Genomic DNA, 19,479 nt, shown 5'->3' with positions numbered 1-19,479 from the left:
GTCCTAAGGAGGGCTACTTCACGCGTTGCACTTGTTCCCAGACTGCATCGTAGTAAGCCCGCTCCAGCCGGAAGTGCTCGGCCAGGGACGTGAGAAACGCATTCTGGAACCCGAGGTCCGGAATACGCCGTGAGATCAGCGCCCATTCACGCTTGGCCCGTGGCGGCACCAGGCTGATATGCACTTCGTAGTACTCCGCGTCATCCTGGCTCAAGCCCGCATTGCGCAGGGCGTTGTACAACTTGCCGTGGTTACCCGGCACCACCAGTTCGGTGATGTAGAACACCGCCAGGCCCCAGCCGACATCGGGGTTGCGGAAACAGCGTGCGCGGTTGTTGAGGTAGGCGATTTCCTCGGGCATCGTCGAAAGAGCCTCGAAATCGGCATTCAGGCCTACGGCGGCGAGTAGCTTGGCCAACAGCTTCGGGTGGGAACGCTGCTCATCCTCTTCGCCCAACTCGCCGTAGAGATAACGCGCCAGGGCAGCCGCTTCGTCCACGTCAGTCAGGTTGACCAGCAGGTCGGCGGCGTCCCGGTAAAGGCGATAAGTACGGAACCATTGGTGGCGCAAAAACACCTGCAGCTGCTCGCGAGAGGCTTTGCCTTCAAACACATACTGCGACATCGGGTGGTTTTCCCGCGACTGCGCGGCAATCTGCTCTTCCAGGCGTTGCTGGAAACCGGCCTCGGACAAGGGCGATGCCAGGTCGGCTGACGGCATGAAGCGCTCTTGCACGCTATAGACGGCATTGGCCAGCCAGCGCCGGGTCGAGGCGGTGGCCACGTCATCGCTCAGCGACAGGATGTACAGCAACTGCTGGCACTGCGCTGCATTGGCGGCGTCCCCTCGTTGGCCGCTCTCGCACAGGGCACGCAGCATGTTGGCGGCAATTTCGATGCGATTGAACGTCGCGTCCGGCTTCAAGGCTTCCGCCAACAGACGGGCTTCGGCCGTGTGAATATTCTGCAATTGCGGCAGGGAAAAATTACGTGGGCTCATCATGTGCTCCATTATTTTTTTTCTGGGATCGCAGGTCGTTCAGGCAGACAGGCGTTGGGCCTGCATCTGTTGCCACAGGCTGTCGAAGTAGGCCTTGTTGATTTCGAAGTGGCGCTTGAGTGCACGCATAAAGGTGCGTTGAAAGCCCTCCTCGCTGGCGAACTTGGCAATCAGGGCCCACATTTCCTCGGTGTCGATCTCATCCTGGGTGCCATGCAAGCGGTGGAACTCGCTGGGCTGTTCTGGAACATCGAGGCGCTGCAACAGCTCGTAGATGCGCCGATGGTTGACGCAACTGACAGACTCGACCGCATAGAGCAGCGCAAGGCCCCAGGCGACATCCGTGTGGCGCACACAGCGAATGCGATTATTCAGGTAGGCCTTTTCCAACGGATGCAGCGCGGGGAAGTCGATGGCCAGCGGAATATCGAAATACTCCATCAGATGGGCGAGCATCGCCGGGTGCGAACGCTCCGGTGTCTCAGCCCCTGCCTCACCGTAGAGGTTGCGGTAAAACACCGAGGCATCTTCGATGGCTTCGAAGCGAAAGGCCAGTTCGGCCAGCAGGCTGTAGAAGTTGTAGGAACGGGTCCAGTGATGCTCCAGGAAGAAGCGCACATCCTGAACCGGCGGCGTCCCTTGGAACAGATGCACCGACATCGGGTGATTGACCCGGCTGCGCGCAGCGATTTCAGCGTCGACCTGCTGACGGAACTCGTCCACCGGCAACGCGGTGAAGCCCGGCACATCGGCGGCGAACTCATCTTCGACGCGGTAGACCTCGCTGGCCATCCAGCGCCGGGTCGGTTCGGTGCGCGGGTCACCGGGAATGTGCAGTTGCAGCAGGGCTGACTGATAGTGCGCGTAGGCGTCGGCGTCTCCCGACAGGCCTTGCCGAGCCTGTGCGAGCAGCGCTTCCAGCGCGCGGGTGACCTGGGTGTAATTGGCGCCAGGTTCCAAGGCATTCGCCATCAGCCGCGAGGCGTTGGTGAAGAGATCGGAATCCGAGCGTTGTTGCAGGGCAGCAGTATCCATTGATAACCCCTGAATCTTGTTTTTGTGTGGTTAGGCGTACTCGGAAAAAAGCCTAAAGGTTCCCGTAGTGGCAAGGTCAACACCTGTAGGAAAATTCTTTCAAAGGCGTGGAGATAGGCCGATAGCGCCACCGAACCACAGGTATAAACACAACCCTGCAGCCCCCAACGGTAACCACGATGCGAAGCGAGCCGCTCTTGATCTTGCTCTGCTTGTGATCTTGATCTGGCTTTTGATCTTAGGCGCCCCGTTAAACCACGCTGGCCGAACGCAGGCTTGAATTCGTGGGTAACCCGGCAGGACGCCGGGTTAGCCGCCCCGCGCCATGGATGGCGCGTGGCGGCGGCCCACGGATTCAAGCCTGCGTTCGGGCACACCGAGCCCAAGCGAGGTGCCGAGTGGTGGGGCAAGAGCGTTTTGCTTACTTTTGCGCTTTTCAAAAGTGAGCCGCCGGGCGGAACCCTAGGTGGCCGTTACCGCAGCAATGGATATGCACACAATCCAGCTGTGTTGACTGTCAGGCCGCCTTCGCGAGCAAGCCCGCTCCCACATTTGGATCGTGGGGTGTCAGGTAGATAGGCGTCGGCTGGCAGGCCGGCATCGCAGGCAAGCCAGCTCCCACATTTGGATTGTGGGGGTGTCAGGTGGATAGGCGTCTGCTGGGAGGCCACCATCGCAGGCAAGCCAGCTCCCACAGTTGGACCGCAAGGTGTCAGTTAGAGAAGCGTCGGCCATCACACCAACGCCCTGCGCTCCCGCACAAAGCGTGGCATCTGATCCCCAGGCAGTGCCTTGCTGAAATACCAACCCTGAATAAACAACTCAGGCCCATGACTCAAAAACGCCAACTGCTCAGCCGTCTCAACCCCCTCCACCACCACCCCCAGATCCAAGGCCTCGCAGAAACGCAACATACCAGTCAGCACCTGGGCGCCTTTAGGGTCACGCTGAGCCACCACAAAACTTCGGTCAATCTTGATGAAATCCACAGGAAACTGGTGCAAGTAACTCAGCGCAGAAAACCCAGTGCCAAAATCATCCAGATAGACCTTGGCCCCCATGGCCTGCAGCTTCTGGATGGTCTGGCGAGTGGCCGGGATATCACTGACCAGCGCGTCTTCGGTAATTTCCACTGACACCCGCCCTTGGGCCTGGGCCAGAATTTCCACCAGCCGATCGCCGTAGGCCGCGTCCTTGAGCGTAGTGCTGGAAATATTGATGGTCATCGGCAGTTCAAAACCCACCTTCTGCCATTTCTGATACTGGCGCACGGCCTGGGACGCCACCCACACATCCACGTCCGGCATCAGCCTGGCGTGCGCCAGCCATTGCAGGAACTCCCAGGGCGAATGCACCGTGCCCTGGCTGTCCCGGGCGCGCATCAGCGCCTCGCAGCCGGTGCACAAACCGGTGCGGGTGGAGACCTGGGGTTGAAACTCAAGGTAGAACTCGTAATCACTGATCTGCTGGATGCGGTTCAACTCAGCGGCCTGGCGGGCCAAGGTCTGGTGAGTGGCCAGCACCGGGTCGAACTCCAGCAGGCGGCCTTTCTCTTCAAGGCCGCGAAACGTCATGTCCAGGGATTTGAGGTACACCGTGCCGCCATCGCTGGACTGGCGATGAATCGCCCTGACGTAGGGCGCATACACCAGCGTACCGGCCCCCAACAGAACGATCTGCAACACCACCGCCGCCACGTCGCCGTGGGTGCTGAGGTAGGCATTGAGTAGCACCGGAGCGGTAAACGGCACGCTGGCCACCGCCGGCGACACCCAGCCCAGTTGCACCACCATCAACGCCACCATCGCATTGAACGCCGGTACCAGTAGAAACGGTATAAACAGACGCGGGTTGAGAATGATCGGCAAACCGAACAACAACACCTCGCTGACATTGAATAACGACAACGGCAAACTGGCCACCGCCAGCAAGCGCATGGACTGGCTCTTGGAAAACAGCAGGATCGCCAACAGCAGGCATAAGGTTGCGCCCGAGCCACCGATAAAGGCAAAACTGCCCAGCAAGCCGTTGTTGAGCAGGTACAGCACAGGCTCCCCCGCCGCCAACGCTGCGCCATTGAGCGCCACCGCCTGGTCCAAGGCATCGAATAACGGCTGCATGGCATACACGCCATGAATGCCGAAGAACCACAGCAGCGAATTCATCAGGGTGACAAACAACCCGCTGCTGTAAGGCGCCTGCAACGCATCAAGCACCTGCGGCGCCTGAATTTGCGCCACATGGGGGATCAACAGCAGCAACGACAACACCGCCACCAACGACAAGGCTGTGAGTGCGCCAGGCACCACCATGTTGATGGTGCCCTTGAGGTTATGGCCGACCAGGTCTTGGTTGACCAGGCGCGTCCAGCGAAAGCGGTGCAGCCAGGCAATGGCCGGCACATTGATCAAGGGCGAAGCAATGGCAATAAACAATAAAAACGTAGCCGAAGCACGCGGGTACTCACGCAGCACGAAGGTGGCGACCACCACATGGGCCAGGCACAGAAAGGCCACTGGCAGCTGTGGCAGACGGTGTTGAATCGCCAACATATAACCGATGGAAGCTGCGACCAGCAGTGGGATCACCGAACTGATCTGTTTATGCAACCCCGCCAGGAAACTCACCACCTGCGGATCGAAACCCAGCGCCTGGGCGCATTCGGACAGAATCAGGAAACCGGCGGACACCAACAGGCACGGCAGGATCCACAGCAGCCCCTCACGAATCGCACGCAACGACTCCGTGCTGGCCAGGACTGCCAGGCGCTGGGTCAGGAAAAGTTTGAACAGGGTGTGCGCCATGGGCCGTCCTCTGCCTGTCACCGTCTGCCGCTGAAGATCAGGGCCGGAAACACCCGCTAACGCTACACGCCCTGATAGCTGAAGCGAAAGCCTTTATACCCGTCCCTGCTCGGCTTTTTTGCCAGTGAATGCCGGGCTGTTAGACTAAATCCCTACAGATTTATCGAACTTTCTGACTTGAATCATCCCCTAAGGCTGTCTGAGTCGGTATCATCCGCACGTTTTGTGCGTGTTATACGATGTTACAACCTGTCTGATAATGGGTACGCACTCAGGGAATCTTGCCTGCAACGACAACAGGCCAAAGGAGAGAACCTCACTATGCAAGACAAGCGCTCAAGTAACATGCGTCCTCTATTTGTCACCATCCTGCTGTGGTTGTGCAGCGTGGTGTTGCTGTTTGTGATCAAGAACGTCATTGAATTGTTTACCGGGCCTGTGGCTGAAACCTGGGTAGACCTGGCCCTGGTGCTGGTCGCCTACCTGATGTTTTTCTTGCTCGCGCCGTTGCAGAACTGGATGCGGCGCAGGTCGCGCAAGCGTGCTCGCCATCACCTCAACGCACGCACGTCCGATAGCGGCTCCCACCCTTCTCATTAAGGTGTCTACCTATGTCGGCACCCAACGATACTCACCAGCTCGCACTGGATAGATTCCTGCGCGAACAACCCCAGGTCGCTGCCGAACTGGACAGCCTTAACCCGCTGGTAGCCCAGGCCAGGGGCGAAACCCTGGCGCAGTATCGCGCCGAACGCTTGCATGAGGCGTTCGAACTACATGCTGAACAGCAAAAGCTGTTCGCCTGGGAATTGACCCTCAAGCTCACGGCCGATTCGCCCGAAGTCTTCGAGGCCCAACGGCGCGAAGTGCATAAAGAAGTCGCGCAAATGGCCGGCATGGACTGGGCGCAGTACTGCCACTTGCACGGCTTGGCCGTTTGACCTTTACCCTACAAGCACCAGCGTGCTCGGTTGCGCCCCATGACGTGACGCAACTCAGCCACCGTTATGCTTCGATGCTGCGGGTCTATCGCCAACGCGGCCTGTAACGCTGCCCAGCAATGCCTGGGCAACTGCGCGGGTCGGGGCAGCCGGTCTGACGCGCGCTTGCCAACGCGCCTGCCGTGGGCCAGTTCGTACAGGATGCAGGCCACGCCGTACAGGTCGGCGGCAGCGGTCAGCGTACCGCCGGCCAACAGTTCCGGGGCGGCGTAGGCAGGTGTCCAGGCATTGAAACGACTGCGGCTGACACTCGGCAACCCTACCGCAGCCTCTGCTTGAGCATGACCCAGGCCAAAATCGAACAAGCGCACGCCCTCCTCGCCCACCATGACATTGGCGGGTTTGACGTCACCGTGCAGAACATCTTGCTGGTGGGTGTAAACCAGCGCATCCAGCAGCTGCAAGGCGATGGGGCGCAACTCCCGCCAGGGCAAGCCCTGGGGGCACTCCAGCAGCAGGCGGTCCAGCGTCATCCCTTGTAGCAACTCCATGGTGAAAAACGCGACGTGGCTGTGTGTATCGACCTCAAACGAAAACACCCGTACCACGCGTTCATGCCGAAGGCTGCGGGCCAAGGCAAACTCGCGGTACAACAACACATGCGCGTCGGGGCACTGGGAAATGGGTTCGTCGAGTAGCTTGATCGCTACCTTGGAACAGGGTTCGCCCAACTGCTCGTGCAACAGGTCGCGCGCGCGGTACACCCTGCCCATACCACCGCTGCCCAAGACACGTTCAAGGTGATAACGCCCAGCCAATAGGCGGGAAGATGAAGCTGTCGAGTTCAAGGCTGCACCACGACCGCGGTCAGGTCATCACGTACCGGCCTGCGCAACGCCCCTGCAAATAGCCGTTCCACTGCCCGTTGAGGCGTGCCCATGCTCAACGCCCGCCCCAGGTCAACGTGGCTGAGGGCCTGATACAAACCATCACTGCACAACAAAAACACGTCCCCTGGGCGGGTGCGCAGTTCCAGTACTTCAAGGTGCAAACGCGAACGCGCGCCAACGGCCCGGGTCAAGGCCCTGGCACCCGGGTAGGCCTGGGCTTGCGCCACACTCAACTGACGCTCGTCCATAAGGCGCTGCAGCAGCGAGTGGTCCTTGGATAACTGATAGAGGTTCTGGTCGCGCCATAAATAGCAACGGCTGTCTCCCGCCCATAGGCAGGCTGCCCGGCCCTTCTCCAGCAACAGGGCAACCACGGTGCTGCCCATCGTCACGTCACCGCTTGCGCCAGGCTCTGTCCACGCGCGTCTCACCCCTTGGTTGACGTCCTGCAACCTGTGGCGAACCGCCTGGATACGTTGGTCAAGGTTGCCGTCCGCCGACACTGACGCCAACTGGCTGATCACCCACTGGCTGGCGACATCCCCGTGCCGATACCCGCCCATGCCGTCCGCCACCGCCCAGCAACCGGCGCGCGGGTTGTCCAGGAAAGCATCCTCATTGCGCAACCGCGCCTGGCCTCGCTGCGTGCGCCCGGCGCTGCGCCACGGGCTATCCATCGGGTTCACAGCTGCTCCGGCAGGCGAAAGGTGCGCCATGTGTCCATGTCAAACGGGCCAGGCGTACGCTGGCTGGTGAGCCGGTAATTGGCGCGCAGGCCGGCGAGGTCTGCCTTGAGGATCTGTATATTTCGGCCACTGGCGGGCTCTTTCTGCAGCAGATCCAGAAACCGGAACAACGACCACGCCCCGGTGTTCTTTTCGATACCCAAGGGTCTCTGCTCCGTGCCTCTCTCCAGAACGAGGCTGCTGCGCCCATTGTCCGCATCGGTGGGCCAATGGAACGCCATGGGTACGATCGGACCGTGGCGATACTCCAATTGCTGGTCGCCAAACCGCAGGATCGCACGGCTGACCGATGGGTCCAGGCTGTAGGGCGCCAAGGTGAAGCGCACAGATAACTCCCCCGCGTCTTCGGTAAAGAAACCGCGGCGGATGACCTGAGTTTTCATCAATTGCTCCAGCAGCGCACGCGAAACCGGCAAACTCTGGCCATCCAGCCCACGCAGTCGGTAGCGGCTGCCGTCGACGCTGATAAACGGCCGCAGGTAGCCCTCATAAAAGCGCGCCATCACCCCGCGTGGCTTGAAGAACTCCTGAAAATCGTGAAGGGCGACCTCACTGCTGGCGTGCGCATTGAATGGGTAACGTCGGCCGATGGCCTTGGCGTAGAGGCTATGCACCTCGCTCTGATAACGTTGGTTGACGTGCACATAGGCCTGCTCCAGCAGATGCCGCCAACTGTCATCGGCCACGCCTTCGAGCCAGCCGGCAACGGGCAGCGGCAGGCGCGCGGCGGCGTCACGCAGATTGCCCAATGCATCCTGCTGGCCCTCCATGCGCTGCCTGGCACGCAGGAAGGCCGCCTGCTCGGGTGCGCTGTCACGGTTCAATGCCGTCAGTTGCAGGTGTACTTCATCCAGCAGGCGCAACGCCTGAGTCAGCTCTACCCCGGGGTTGTGCTGCTCATCCAGCAATTGATGCAAAGGCTCAAAGCGGCGCTGCAAGGCGCGCCGCGGCGCCTCGACAATAGCCGTCTGCCCTGCCGTCAACCGCGACTTGGCCATCTCGCCCAGGTCTGCCGACTGCTGGGCCACTTTGTCCAGCAGCCCAGGGACTGGCAACAGACGCGTGTTTTCACGCACCTGTTGCAACAGACGAATCAAGGGCGATTGTGCCGACGTCAGGTTCATCAGTTGCTCGGCATCCTGGCGCAGGCTGTCGGTCTCTTGCAGCCTGACTCGCCCAAGCGCATCGCTCCAGGCATCGGCATACTCGCTGAAATAGCGCTGCTGCAGTTCAGCCATCAGGCGCCGCAAGTCCTGAGGCCCCAGGTCGGAGCCCTGCCCGAGCACCCAGTTGTCCTGGGTGATGGCGTTTACCAAGCGCGGGCCCTGCGCATCGAAGTACTGCACATAGCGTTTGGTATAGAACCCCGGCACAGGCGGGTCGATAGCGGCGAACACCTTACCCTCGGCCAGCCGCAACGGCTCCAGGCTGCGCGCTTGTTCGCGCAATACCCGGTAGACCCCATCGGCCAACGATTCGCCCCTCAGCGCTTCACGGGCCTGCGCCACCCGCTCTTCGTTGAGCGGCACCACAAACGGTTGCTCCAGCAGCCTCGCCAGGTGCGTATTAAGGCGCTTCTGTGTCGGCATATCCCCGGCAAAGCGTACCGACCAAAGGCTTGCGATATGTTCTGCCAGCCAGGTCGTGTCACGGCGCTCGCGCAGATTGAGCATCAGGTAGGCACGCAGGTCGTCGAGCAGTCGTTCCCGGTCCCCCAGGCTGGCGTCTATCTGCTCTTCCAACTGGTGGGTTATCCAAGTCAACAATGGCTGTTGCAGCGCCTGTTCATAGGCTTGATCGACGCTGGGACGGCTCAGTTCGCCCTGATACAGCCCGGTGCGCTCCACCAGGCGTACATCTGCCGGCCCTGGAAAAACCTGGGTTGCCGCCAGTCGCGCGTCCAACAGCGCCAACAGCGCCGTGCTTTCATCGTTGGCCGCAAGGGCGAGCGGCGGGTGTGAGGTCAGCGCCGACAATTGCGCCAAGCGTTGGTGATTGACGGAGTAACTGTGCCCCCATAGCCCGCCAACACCGCCAATAACCAGCGCCGCAGCCAGCGCCTGCGCGCCCTGGCGCCAACGCAAACGTTGCTGTTCGTGGGCTTGCAAGCCCGCCAGGTCAGCCTCGGCGAAGATCACTTGGCTGAACAGGCCCTGCACAAAGCGCGGGTGCCTGCCATCGGCGCAGGTCAAGAAGAACCCTCGCAAACCGTTGATGGGTTGGTAGCGATGAGCGCAAAACGCCATGTCAACGAACAGACTGACCTGCTCCCCCATTCGTGCTGCTTGTTGGGGAAACTCGAGCATCTGTCCACGCCGCTCGACATTGCGCTCCTGATGCAATCGCCCAATCAGCTCACTGTTCAAGCGTTGCAATAATCGCTCGACCGCCTGACGAACCTGCGTCGTGTCAGTCCCCTCGGCGCAGGTATCCAGGTGCTGCCCAAGCACGCTGTCGGCACTTTCTCCAAGGGGTGAGTCGAAGTATTCAGCGAATCCCGGCAACTGGTCGGCGTGGGTCAACACCAGGTAAATCGGCACATCCACATGCAATGTCTGTTGGATCTCCTGCAAGCGCGAATGGACACGGCGGGCATGCTGATCCAGGTCGTATTCAGTGGCGCTCGCCAGCGTATCAGCCGACAACGTCACCACCACACCGCTGAGCGGGCGCACTCGGCGACGCCGCCTGAGCAGTTGCAGCAAGGTGGCCCAGCCTGCGGCGTCCACTGAACGGTCGGGCTGGGTAAGGTAGCGCCCCGGGGTGTCGATCAGGACGCCTTCGTCGCCGAAATACCAGTCACAATGGGCACTGCTACCGATCGGCCGCGCTTGCGCGTGATCCAGCGCCAGCGGTAAGCCCGCTGCCGCCAGCAACTGCGTCTTGCCACTGCCCGGTTCACCGATCAACAGGTACCAGGGCAACTCATGACGCCAACGTGCGTTACGCTCTCCATAATGGCGGGACGTCTTGAGCAGGTGCACGGCTTTCTTGAACCGACTGCGCAGGTGCAGGCGTTCGTCCTCCACCCCCGTCATCGGCTGCTGGCGCGCCTCGCGTTCCGGCCTTTGGCGCCAGGCGGCAAAACCGGGCCCCGCAAACGCCATCGCCAGTCCCCATAGCAAGAACACACTGCTAATGGTGACCAGCCGCGCAGTCGCCCCGGCCCAGATACGGTGGTCATCCACCGCCAGCAGCGGCCCCAAAAACCACACCATTGCCGCACAGGACAGCACCAGCAACAGGCTCCACACCCAAATCCTGCCCAGCACGGTGCCCATCCCCTTGAAGAATGCGATCATTCAATGCTCCCAGCGTTTACAAAGGCGTGCGGAGCAGATCCGACGCCGACAGTTGAAGGGGTTGCAGCGCGTGCGTACGCTCGTTGCTCAGTACCCAGGCAAACCCTGTGTACATCGCCAGCACACATACCAAGGTGAGGCCGACCCACCAGGTGGCAGGGATGACACGCACCCGCTTGCGCCGTTCGGCCTTTGGCTGGGCAGGCAGTAGTGCTACCGCCGCCGGTTCTCCGCGTACATGCCTGATCTGGCGATACAACGCATCGCGCACCGCCTCAAGTTGCGGCACACCCCGTTCCATCACCCGGTATTTGCCTTCGAACCCCAGGGACAGGCACAGGTACAGCAATTCCAGCATCGCCAGGTGCTTCACCGGGTCGCGCGTGAGGCGCTCCAGTAACTGGAACACTTTTTCGCCGCCAAAGGTTTCGTTATGAAAGCGGCTCAACAGGCTCATCTTCGACCATTCGCTTTGCGCCCCCCACGGGGTCGTCACCACCGCCTCATCGATCACGCTGCACAACACATAGCGCGCCGACATGACCTGGCTGTTCTCCACGCCGCCCTGCAAGGCGCGGGTCTCGAACTGAGTCACCGCCAACGCTAACCGATCGTTGAGCGTGCCCAGGTTTTCACGGCCGGAGCAGACCCTGAGCCCTATAACTTCAAACAATACCGCCCAGGCTGCGGCAACCAGCGGGTTGAGCCCTGCCTGAAAGCTCTGGGTATCGAGCCGGTGGCCCGCGTAGATCATGCGGTCTTCCAGCTGTTCATAGCGCGGCGGCGACGGGAAATCCGTCAACGGCCCCTGGGCAGGCTCATGAGTCTCCCGGTCGAGCAGGACGGTTTTTTCATCCTGGGTGTATTCACTGTCCATGGCATTCAGTTCCTGATGGCCCAGAAGTCGAGTTCAAGCCCGGTGAATTCACCCCCTACGTGGAAAGCGAAACCACCCGACTGCTCCAGCTGCGCGATATCACGGGGGCTCATATCGAGCATGAAATAGGTCTTGCCGGCATGGAACGGAATCTGTCGCGGCGCCACTGGCAAGGGTTTGACCTTGATACCGGCCAAGTGCAGGTTGACCAACTCGCGTATGCGCTCAACCGGCGCGACTTTCAGGTGTGCCGGCAGGCGCTGGCGTAGTTCATGCGCCTCACACTGCGCGGTGGCTGCCAGGATGAAGGTGGCGGTGCCCAGCAGTTTCAACTCGCTGACCGGGCATACCAGAACGCCGTATTGGCGTGGCTGCAATGTCAACTCCATCGCCTGTTGCTCCAGCACCACCGACAGCGCCATGCGCAGCTGCGCCATCAGAGCGCGAAAACTGGCGCCCTGATCACCGTGCTGGTAATGAACATCCAACTGCGCGCGTTTGCTGTCAGTGGTGAAGGTTGATAGCTCCCCAAGCAGCGACACCAGCGCACGGAACACCGCTTCGGGTCGCACCCGCGCCTGGCTCAGACAGTGGCGCAGTTCCAGCTCGCTACGATTGATCACTTGCAGCATCAGGAAATCGGCGATGTGCGTGCCTGCGGCTGTGCTTTCGCCACGAATGCGCGCCGCGATGGCATCGCCCCGGCTGGCAAGCAGACCAATTACCTCCTTGAGGCACGACGCCACGTACCCGTGCTCCTGCACGAAGATAAACGTCGGGATGAACGCCGTATCCAGATTCACGCCGCCGTCACTGCTGGCGTCCAGTACCTGGGCCACCTTGAGCTTGACGAAGTGCTGGTCACCCGGCTGTTCACCCAGCATAAGACGTAAATCCGGGCGCGCGCAGTGGATTCGGCAACGCGTATCCACGCCCACGTTGGAGTCTCCCACTTCCACTTCACAGCTGAGGTAGCGCGCCAACACCTCGCTTTGCGCAGGCTGGCGGACCTCAAGGTGACTGCCGCTGGCCAGCGGCAGCGCCAGGTAAACCCCTTGCGTGCCTGCATCCTTTGGCACCTGCAGCACCAGCGGCTCCATGGCGGCATTCAATTCAAACAGGCTGCCGTCCGGTAACACGCCACTGGCCTGGTTGACCACCAGTTTGCCCAGCTTGAGGTACTGCGTATTGAGTTCGAGCGTGAGCAAACCCCAGGTGTCACTGCCCAGCAGGCGGGTCTGATTGAGCTGCTGCTGGTAATAACGGTCGTTGTGCTGCAAGTGCTGTGGCCGCAACAGCATGCCTTCCTGCCAGATGACTTTATGAACCTGCATGTTATTGCTTCTCCGCAGCAGCGAGCGGCTCAGCAACACGTATACCGCCCTGGTCCAGCACCAGCTCGGCACGGTTGCGTTGCTGCACCGTCAAGGGCACCAGCCGCCGCCATTGCACATGGGGCAAGTCTCGATAAGCGGCCAGCACGCCCACAAAACGGCTCTCAGGAGCGATGCGCAGTTTGAGCGCCAGCCGGTCACCCGGGCGCAGTTCAACCTCCTCGCTGCCGACCCAGTCCTTGGGCAGCGCCTGCTGGGCGTTGCCATACAGGCTGAAGAAGTCGGCATGTTCAAAGGCGACGCCATGGCGCAGTTCGATCAACTGCACCACCACGGGAGAAGGACGACCGTGCAGGTCCGGGTTGACGTGCTGGCTGGCGGTCAGCACCACATCCAGCTTGGTCAGCGTGGAGAATGGTGAGACGGCACTGCAGCCCGCCAACAGCCCGCACAAGAGCAACAGCGAAACAAGGGTGGCTCGATACATGACTATCATCCTGGAAAATCCATGTGCAGGCTGGAGAGCAGACGCACCTGCTCCTCATAGGCTTTGGCGAAGTCGCCGCCCAACGGGCGATCGTTCAGCTGTTCTTGCGCCACCACACGCTGGTAGTGACGCTGGTAGGCCCGCCAATGCCCGCCATCGGGGAAAAACCCGGCCAATTTGCCCTGGGACTCAAAGCACCCCAACAGGTGGCTGGGCTCAAAGGCCGCACGGGCGTTACGTATGGCGCTTCGACAAGCGGCCAGCAACGCAACCTGATGCACCTGCAGTTCTCGGTGCACCTGGGCAATGGCGCGCACGGCAGGCAGTTGCCCCAACTCCCGGGTATCGAGCATCGCGGCCAACGCAGCATCGGTGTCGCGATACACTTTCAAGGGGTTCTGGCCCATGCCCTGACTGGCGAACGCCGCCGTACCCAATTCGTTATTCAGTTCTTCTCGAGTGCGCAAACCGTGTTGCAGCCCTTCGATCGTCACCCGAAACAAGCGTGCCACCTTGATCGCCAGTGCCTCCCGGGCCAGCGTGTCGAGGGCCGTAAGGTCGACGCCCAGGACCGCTGCAAATTGTGACCAGAACACCTCGTCGGTCGACGGCGTCATCGCAACAGCGGGTACGGCGGCAACCTCTATCGAAGGGGCTTGCTGACGCGGCAAGGCCACGTGCTCGCTATCGGCCCCAAAGTGATCTGCCCATATCGCTTGCTCATCGGCGCTCGTGTTCAAGGCCTCCAGATCATCCGAGGTGGCCTGCATCTGGCGATCAAGCTCCAAGCCGTGCAGCGGGTCCAGCGACAGGAAAGCGTCATCGGGGATCGGTACTGCCGCGGGCGTCAGCAACTCGTCGCAAGATCGCGTCGACTCCCGCAGGCGCGCACGTATCGTCAACACCCCCAGCTCGAAGACGTCACCGTCACTGATCAATCGCGCCTGCCCCTTGCGCAGGCGTTCGGGACTGTTGGCCAGTCCTATACCGTTGCGGCTGATATCCGTGAGGAAATAACGGCCTTCACGGTAACCGATCAACCCATGATGGCTGGAGAGTACGCGGCTGGCGTCAGGGATCACCCAGTCACATCCAGGGCCGCGCCCGATCACGCCGCCTGCACCGTCAAATACTTTGCGGGCCAAAAGTAGGCTCTTGTCGCTTTCGCACGCGCAGACCTCAAACACAAGCTGCAGCTTCATGCCCTCTCCTTTCAGCGGCCACGAATGATCGCCTGCGGATCACCCAAGGGGTGGTACTCGGCATCATCGAACACATAGTTGGCGTTACAGCCCCCCAACAAACACATCACCAGCACGACGACGTGCCACGGACGATCAGGCATCAGGCTTCTCCCCCAGTAAAAATCGAGTGCGTCATTCAGCGTTCCTCCCGGGCATCACCAAAGGGAATGTTCAAACGGGCCAGACGGTAAAGCAGGGTACGCCGGGCGACCCCAAGCTCCCGCGCGGTTCGGGTGCGATTGCCGTGGTTCTTGTGCAGGCAGTCGAGCAGGAACGTGCGCTCCACTCGCTCCATACGTTGGCGCAGCGTCACGTCATCGGGAGTGGCCGGCTTTGGTGCCAGGGGCAGCGCCAGGTGCTCGGGCCGGATCACGCGGTCGTCACACAACAACACGGCGCGCTCCACCAGGCATTTGAGCTCGCGCACGTTGCCGGGAAAACCGTGGCTGGACAGTTGATCGAGGGCGGTATTCGACCACTCGACAGGTGGCCTGCCCAACGCTGCGCACACCTTGGCCGTGAAATGGCGCGCCAGTTGCAGCACATCGCCGTCTCGCTCGCGCAGGGCCGGCAAGGTGATGGGGAACTGAGCCAGTCGGTAATAGAGGTCTTCACGAAAGCGCCCTTCGGCGACCATCGCCGCGAGGTCGCGGTGGGTCGCGGCAATGATGCGCACGTCGACCTTGTGTGCCGCACTGGCACCCAGCGGGCGAACCTCACCCTCCTGCAATACCCGTAGCAATTTGGCTTGCAAGGGCAGCGGCATATCGCCGATCTCATCCAACAGCAACGTACCGCCATGTGCGGTGTCGAACAGCCCCGCGTGATTGCGTTCGGCACCCGTGAACGCGCCTTTGCGGTAACCGAACAGCTCGCTTTCAAGCAACCCTTCCGGGAACGCCGCGCAGTTTTGCACCACAAACGCCTTGGCCTTGCGCGGCCCGGCCGCGTGAATGGCCCGGGCCACCACTTCCTTGCCCGTGCCGGTCTCGCCCTGCAGTAGCACGGTGTAAGGGGTGTTCAAGACTTTACTGATCAGCCGGCACGCCTGCTCCATCGCCGCGCTGGTGCCAATCAAGCCGTATGCGCCAGCCAAGGGTGTGTTGCATTCGGGCTGCGTGCCAGCGTTGGGCTGCCCATCGCGCAGTGCGCGCAACTGGTTGACGGCGAAGCTGCCCAAATGCCCCAAGGAGGGAGCGTAGCTTTGCAGCTGGGCCGGGTGTTGGCGGGCGCATACCAGCACACCAGTCATGCGTTCGCATCGGTTGAACAGCGGCACGCTTAATAGTGCCCGCCAAGGTGTCGCCAATGCTGGCAGGAAACCCGTGTCATGGCCGCTGCCTTGCACATCCTCCAGGCTCAATGCTGTGCCCTGGGTCAAAGTGTCGTGCAGCAACTGTTGGGAATGCTGACCAGGCCGTGAAGGCACTACGGCGAGCGACGGCACCTGGGCAAGATGTTGGGCGATCAGTTCAAGCCCGCCGGTCACTTCATCGAGCAGGTACAACTGGCTGACGTCGCACTGGCTCAGCCGGGCCACCGCGCTGACACATACGTCAGGTAACGCGTGTTCATCACGCTCGAACCCCAAGCGTGCGAAACAGGCAGACAGTGCGTCGATCATGTGTTGCAAATCCCTGTTCATCATGTCCATTCATTCCTTGTGAAAATTGCCGGTTAGCGTGACGACGCCATCGGCCCGCTCGCGCCCCAACCAGGTGGTCCAGCCCAAGCGGCAAACCGTGTTTTCGCCAATGTGCAGGGCTCTGATCTGCCCCTGTGCCATTACCAAACGCAGGTCGTATTCCAACGGATCGCGCAGGGTCAGGCGCACCAGCGAGCGCAGCGGCTCACAGGCCTTTCCCGTGGGCAGGAAGTCGTGAAAACGCTGCCACCCCAACGCGCGGACATGCACCCTGAACTTGCCACTGCGGTCAGCGACGCGGCGCCCCAGCACAAGGTCCTCGCCAAGCACACTGTTGGCCCGTCCAAGGTCATTGCGCTGTACCTGGCTGACCTCGACCTGGCGTTCAACCCACTGCTCGATAAACAACGCGTCGTGCTTGAAGTAGTAACGCAGGACCGACTCGATCAACGCCGCCGAGTGCACACGCACACTCAGCAGGCCCAGGTAGGGCAGCAAGCGCTTGCAATCGAGCTGGCAAGCGCCACGGATCGCGGCACCACCCAGCCCCGTCAAGGCAAACATCTGCTCGGAAAAACCGTCATTGGCGCCTGCCCGGAAACACGCCCGATAGCGGTATTTGCGCCAGATCGGGAGCATCAGCCGGTGCAGGCGATGATGGAACAGATCGAGGAAGTCTCGAGTCGGGTTGCCGCCCGGCTGTTCGGCAAATGCCTGCTCACCATAAAACGCAGGCAGTGGGGACCCGGCGCCAAATAACCCCAGCACATTGAGGCGCAGGCGTGCGCGCAAATGTCCGTGTTCCATAAAGAACTCCACTCGGTCAATATCGTGCGCGGCAAACCCCAAGCCAGGGTTGGCCTGGAACTCCAACTGGTCGTACAGCGCGTCCTCATCCAGCAGCGGATGAGCCTCACGCAATCGCTCGGTGACCCGCAAAACCGCCTGGAACAGCGTGTATTCACGGATACCCCGGCAAAGTTGATTCAGAGCAGGGGTTGCTGCCCGATCCGGGATGGCCATAGATACACGTCTCCTTGTGTGCTGATGACACGCAACTCGTGATGGGAATTGAGGCTGGCATAAAGCGCAAAGAACTGATTGAGGACCGAAGCGAATACAAACAAGTCGCCCTGACCGACAAAGCCCTGGGAATCGACGGTCAGATCGACCCGCACACCTCGCACGGGCAACCCACGATGCAGGCGATCAATCGCCTCATGACGGATGGCGCGCAAGGCCCCCAGTCTTTTCTGGCTGACCTTCAGCGCCTGGCGATCGTAATAACGCGGCAGGTCGTAGGTTTCGAGAATCACTTTCAAGGCGTTGATATCGGTCAACGACAAATAGTTGAGCGACATGTTGCTGATGAGCTTCCACAGAAAATTCTGGTCCAGGGGTGGCGCGTAGCTCGCCGTTGGCGCGGTGATATTGCGGAACGTCAACGACTCCGGTGTCTGTTCGCCGGGCTGGTTGATGTCGCCTGCACGTAATTGCCGTGGCAGGTTGCAATTGGTACAGGTCAGTTCGACCGACAGGGTTTCCTGGCCCTGTTCGCGGCGATTGCCGAACCCCATCCAGGTGTCGAGCCCGGCATGTTGGACCGACGAACGTTGGCGAATGCTGTAGCTGGGCGGTGCCGCCAGAGGCTCACTGTTGCAATCATGTTCAAACGACTCGAACGGCACGTAGGCTTGATAGCCCAAACCACCGGGGCGCCAGCCGGTGACCTTATCCACGGAAAATACGCTGGCATTGCCCGGCGTGTATTCCCCAGGCACCAGGAGGTACTCGTCCTGTTTACCGTCCAGGCGAATGGGAACGGCATCCTGGGCAAACAGGTTGACGATAGGCGTGCAATACAGCTTCACGTTATCCAGGGTAGGACGCAGGGGCTCACGGCCCTGGGTGCGAAGTTCGAAACGCATCACCAGGCCGTGCGCCTGCCGGAGCAACTCGTGAGACAACGTGTGCAACACGCCCAGGCCTTCGACATCGACAAACAGGTACTTCTCGGGAAACGCGAAGTACTCCTGCAGGTGCCGATACCCCTCCAGGGTGTTCTGCGGATAAGGAATCAGCGCCTGCTCCGGGGCAAACCCCACCGGCCGGACCTGGTTGGCATTGAGCCACAGCGTCACGGGTTGGCCATCGCCGGCGTTGATCGGCAGACCATCGTGATCCACGAGCTGCAGGCTGATGCCCTCCAGGTGGCGCAATAGGCTCAGATACAGGCCCTGACTGATGTAATGGTCACCGGCCAGGTGCAGTCGCAGCGAATCGAATGTCAACTCACTGAAGCTGCCGTCGACACTCATGCGCAGGCGCAAGTCCAACCAGGCCCCTTCGCCCTGGCATCTGTATTCCAGTCCATTGAGCTGCAACGGCATGACGTCGGTGGCATAACAGGTGCGGAACCGGCAACGCTCTCCCTGGATGGGGGCGCTTTGCACAGCAGTGTCCCGAGCCACCCGAACGCTGGGGCCGGCACGTTTCAACGGGTCGAATTGCAGGATGCTGAAGGCCGGTATCGGCCTCATGTAATGGGGCCAGAGCAGGTGCATCAATGAGTGCGTCAACTCCGGCAGTTCGTCATCCAGCTTCTGGCGCAGGCGCCCGGTCAGGAATGCAAAGCCCTCCAGCAAGCGCTCGACATCCGGGTCCTGGCCGGCTTCGCCAAGAAACGGCGCCAGGGCGGGATTACGCTCGGAAAAACGCCGCCCCAGTTGGCGCAGCGCGCTGAGTTCGCTTTGGAAATAACGGTCAAGCGCCATCGGCACAAACCTCAACCCGCCCGGTATCGGTAAGGCGCGCGTGGAACACCACGGGATGCAGGGCACCCTCAATCATCCGCTCAGCCTCAATGGCGAATGCCAGGGACAAGGAGTCACGCACAACCGGCAGCAGCCTGACATGTACATTCGTCAGCCGCGGCTCATAGGCCTGGATAAACCGTTCGATATGCAAGCGCGACTGACTCAAGGATTCATGCAAGCTGAGCCGCATGTCGTTGAGGTCGGGCAAGCCATAATCAGGCAGCGTCCGGACACTGCCCGCACGAGTGCTGAGCATTTTCCCCAAATGTGCGGCGATGGACGCCACGGCGGCGCCCGGGTTAGACGCACCACGCTCAAGGCGTTCGAAAAGGCTGTTGTGCTCAAGCATGCCCTGGCC

At 61.1% G+C, this 19,479-nt stretch carries 17 protein-coding genes; 2 read left to right on the top strand and 15 right to left on the bottom strand.

Annotation, left to right across the window (positions count from 1 at the left end):
* Positions 1-13 precede the first annotated feature (13 nt).
* The 3 genes from PSH76_RS12050 to PSH76_RS12040 form a co-directional block, all read right to left on the bottom strand.
* Positions 14-1,000, bottom strand: coding sequence for an HOASN domain-containing protein (locus PSH76_RS12050; protein ID WP_032896929.1), 987 nt, complete (start codon positions 998-1,000; stop codon positions 14-16).
* A 39-nt stretch (positions 1,001-1,039) separates the two neighbouring features.
* A complete protein-coding gene (locus tag PSH76_RS12045) occupies positions 1,040-2,035 on the bottom strand; it encodes an HOASN domain-containing protein (protein ID WP_278915407.1) in 996 nt (331 codons plus the stop codon).
* Between the two features lie 734 nt (positions 2,036-2,769).
* Positions 2,770-4,839: an EAL domain-containing protein gene (locus tag PSH76_RS12040; protein WP_278918208.1), complete on the bottom strand. Its 2,070-nt coding sequence runs from the start codon at positions 4,837-4,839 to the stop codon at positions 2,770-2,772.
* A gap of 345 nt (positions 4,840-5,184) precedes the next feature.
* Between PSH76_RS12040 and PSH76_RS12035 the strand changes: the two genes are divergently transcribed.
* Together PSH76_RS12035 and PSH76_RS12030 are read left to right on the top strand one after the other, a co-directional pair.
* Positions 5,185-5,439: a hypothetical protein gene (locus tag PSH76_RS12035; RefSeq protein WP_238344537.1), complete on the top strand. Its 255-nt coding sequence runs from the start codon at positions 5,185-5,187 to the stop codon at positions 5,437-5,439.
* 11 nt (positions 5,440-5,450) lie between these two features.
* Positions 5,451-5,780, top strand: a complete 330-nt coding sequence (locus PSH76_RS12030; RefSeq protein WP_305494151.1) for a DUF6388 family protein — start codon at positions 5,451-5,453, stop codon at positions 5,778-5,780.
* A gap of 8 nt (positions 5,781-5,788) precedes the next feature.
* On the opposite strand, the gene PSH76_RS12025 is transcribed toward PSH76_RS12030, so the two are convergent.
* Genes PSH76_RS12025 through tssE form a run of 12 tightly spaced genes read right to left on the bottom strand, consistent with a single transcriptional unit; the run spans position 5,789 to position 19,470 of the window.
* The gene (locus tag PSH76_RS12025) at positions 5,789-6,628 is read right to left on the bottom strand and encodes a serine/threonine-protein kinase (protein WP_305494150.1); all 840 of its coding nucleotides are present in this window, start codon (positions 6,626-6,628) and stop codon (positions 5,789-5,791) included.
* The gene (locus tag PSH76_RS12020) at positions 6,625-7,347 is read right to left on the bottom strand and encodes a PP2C family serine/threonine-protein phosphatase (RefSeq protein WP_305494455.1); all 723 of its coding nucleotides are present in this window, start codon (positions 7,345-7,347) and stop codon (positions 6,625-6,627) included. Before PSH76_RS12020 ends, PSH76_RS12025 begins: the two co-directional genes overlap by 4 nt.
* Positions 7,348-7,352: 5 nt before the next feature.
* Positions 7,353-10,718, bottom strand: coding sequence for a type VI secretion system membrane subunit TssM (gene tssM / locus PSH76_RS12015; RefSeq protein WP_305494149.1), 3,366 nt, complete (start codon positions 10,716-10,718; stop codon positions 7,353-7,355).
* 16 nt (positions 10,719-10,734) lie between these two features.
* On the bottom strand, positions 10,735-11,595 hold the full coding sequence (icmH, locus tag PSH76_RS12010) for a type IVB secretion system protein IcmH/DotU (RefSeq protein ID WP_056788179.1): 861 nt from the start codon (positions 11,593-11,595) through the stop codon (positions 10,735-10,737).
* 5 nt (positions 11,596-11,600) lie between these two features.
* The gene (gene tssK / locus PSH76_RS12005; RefSeq protein WP_305494148.1) at positions 11,601-12,929 is read right to left on the bottom strand and encodes a type VI secretion system baseplate subunit TssK; all 1,329 of its coding nucleotides are present in this window, start codon (positions 12,927-12,929) and stop codon (positions 11,601-11,603) included.
* A 1-nt stretch (position 12,930) separates the two neighbouring features.
* Positions 12,931-13,416 (bottom strand): type VI secretion system lipoprotein TssJ, encoded by a 486-nt coding sequence (gene tssJ, locus PSH76_RS12000; protein WP_305494147.1) that lies wholly within the window; start codon positions 13,414-13,416, stop codon positions 12,931-12,933.
* Between the two features lie 5 nt (positions 13,417-13,421).
* Entirely contained in the window at positions 13,422-14,618 is a 1,197-nt protein-coding gene (gene tagH, locus PSH76_RS11995) for a type VI secretion system-associated FHA domain protein TagH (RefSeq protein WP_305494146.1), read from the bottom strand.
* 11 nt (positions 14,619-14,629) lie between these two features.
* Entirely contained in the window at positions 14,630-14,761 is a 132-nt protein-coding gene (locus PSH76_RS11990) for a hypothetical protein (RefSeq protein WP_032896909.1), read from the bottom strand.
* Positions 14,762-14,796: 35 nt separating this feature from the next.
* A complete protein-coding gene (locus PSH76_RS11985; protein ID WP_305494145.1) occupies positions 14,797-16,308 on the bottom strand; it encodes a sigma 54-interacting transcriptional regulator in 1,512 nt (503 codons plus the stop codon).
* Between the two features lie 6 nt (positions 16,309-16,314).
* A complete protein-coding gene (gene tssG / locus PSH76_RS11980; protein WP_305494144.1) occupies positions 16,315-17,328 on the bottom strand; it encodes a type VI secretion system baseplate subunit TssG in 1,014 nt (337 codons plus the stop codon).
* A complete protein-coding gene (gene tssF / locus PSH76_RS11975) occupies positions 17,292-19,079 on the bottom strand; it encodes a type VI secretion system baseplate subunit TssF (RefSeq protein WP_305494143.1) in 1,788 nt (595 codons plus the stop codon). Before tssF ends, tssG begins: the two co-directional genes overlap by 37 nt.
* The gene (tssE, locus tag PSH76_RS11970; protein ID WP_032896906.1) at positions 19,069-19,470 is read right to left on the bottom strand and encodes a type VI secretion system baseplate subunit TssE; all 402 of its coding nucleotides are present in this window, start codon (positions 19,468-19,470) and stop codon (positions 19,069-19,071) included. The genes tssF and tssE overlap by 11 nt, the downstream gene beginning before the upstream one ends.
* Positions 19,471-19,479: the final 9 nt, after the last annotated feature.

Source organism: Pseudomonas sp. FP215, assembly GCF_030687795.1.
Lineage (GTDB): Bacteria > Pseudomonadota > Gammaproteobacteria > Pseudomonadales > Pseudomonadaceae > Aquipseudomonas > Aquipseudomonas salmasensis.
Note: the sequence above shows the minus strand (reverse complement) of the source record. Positions and strands in the feature narration are given on the sequence as shown.

What these genes read in the sequence shown, in the direction of transcription:
- PSH76_RS12050 (WP_032896929.1), bottom strand. Translation starts at nt 1,000, where the DNA reads ATGAGCCCACGTAATTTTTCCCTGCCGCAATTGCAGAATATTCACACG.
- PSH76_RS12045 (WP_278915407.1), bottom strand. Translation starts at nt 2,035, where the DNA reads ATGGATACTGCTGCCCTGCAACAACGCTCGGATTCCGATCTCTTCACC.
- PSH76_RS12040 (WP_278918208.1), bottom strand. Translation starts at nt 4,839, where the DNA reads ATGGCGCACACCCTGTTCAAACTTTTCCTGACCCAGCGCCTGGCAGTC.
- PSH76_RS12035 (WP_238344537.1), top strand. Translation starts at nt 5,185, where the DNA reads ATGCGTCCTCTATTTGTCACCATCCTGCTGTGGTTGTGCAGCGTGGTG.
- PSH76_RS12030 (WP_305494151.1), top strand. Translation starts at nt 5,451, where the DNA reads ATGTCGGCACCCAACGATACTCACCAGCTCGCACTGGATAGATTCCTG.
- PSH76_RS12020 (WP_305494455.1), bottom strand. Translation starts at nt 7,347, where the DNA reads ATGGATAGCCCGTGGCGCAGCGCCGGGCGCACGCAGCGAGGCCAGGCG.
- tssM (WP_305494149.1), bottom strand. Translation starts at nt 10,718, where the DNA reads ATGATCGCATTCTTCAAGGGGATGGGCACCGTGCTGGGCAGGATTTGG.
- icmH (WP_056788179.1), bottom strand. Translation starts at nt 11,595, where the DNA reads ATGGACAGTGAATACACCCAGGATGAAAAAACCGTCCTGCTCGACCGG.
- tssK (WP_305494148.1), bottom strand. Translation starts at nt 12,929, where the DNA reads ATGCAGGTTCATAAAGTCATCTGGCAGGAAGGCATGCTGTTGCGGCCA.
- tssJ (WP_305494147.1), bottom strand. Translation starts at nt 13,416, where the DNA reads ATGTATCGAGCCACCCTTGTTTCGCTGTTGCTCTTGTGCGGGCTGTTG.
- tagH (WP_305494146.1), bottom strand. Translation starts at nt 14,618, where the DNA reads ATGAAGCTGCAGCTTGTGTTTGAGGTCTGCGCGTGCGAAAGCGACAAG.
- PSH76_RS11990 (WP_032896909.1), bottom strand. Translation starts at nt 14,761, where the DNA reads ATGCCTGATCGTCCGTGGCACGTCGTCGTGCTGGTGATGTGTTTGTTG.
- PSH76_RS11985 (WP_305494145.1), bottom strand. Translation starts at nt 16,308, where the DNA reads ATGATGAACAGGGATTTGCAACACATGATCGACGCACTGTCTGCCTGT.
- tssG (WP_305494144.1), bottom strand. Translation starts at nt 17,328, where the DNA reads ATGGCCATCCCGGATCGGGCAGCAACCCCTGCTCTGAATCAACTTTGC.
- tssF (WP_305494143.1), bottom strand. Translation starts at nt 19,079, where the DNA reads ATGGCGCTTGACCGTTATTTCCAAAGCGAACTCAGCGCGCTGCGCCAA.
- tssE (WP_032896906.1), bottom strand. Translation starts at nt 19,470, where the DNA reads ATGCTTGAGCACAACAGCCTTTTCGAACGCCTTGAGCGTGGTGCGTCT.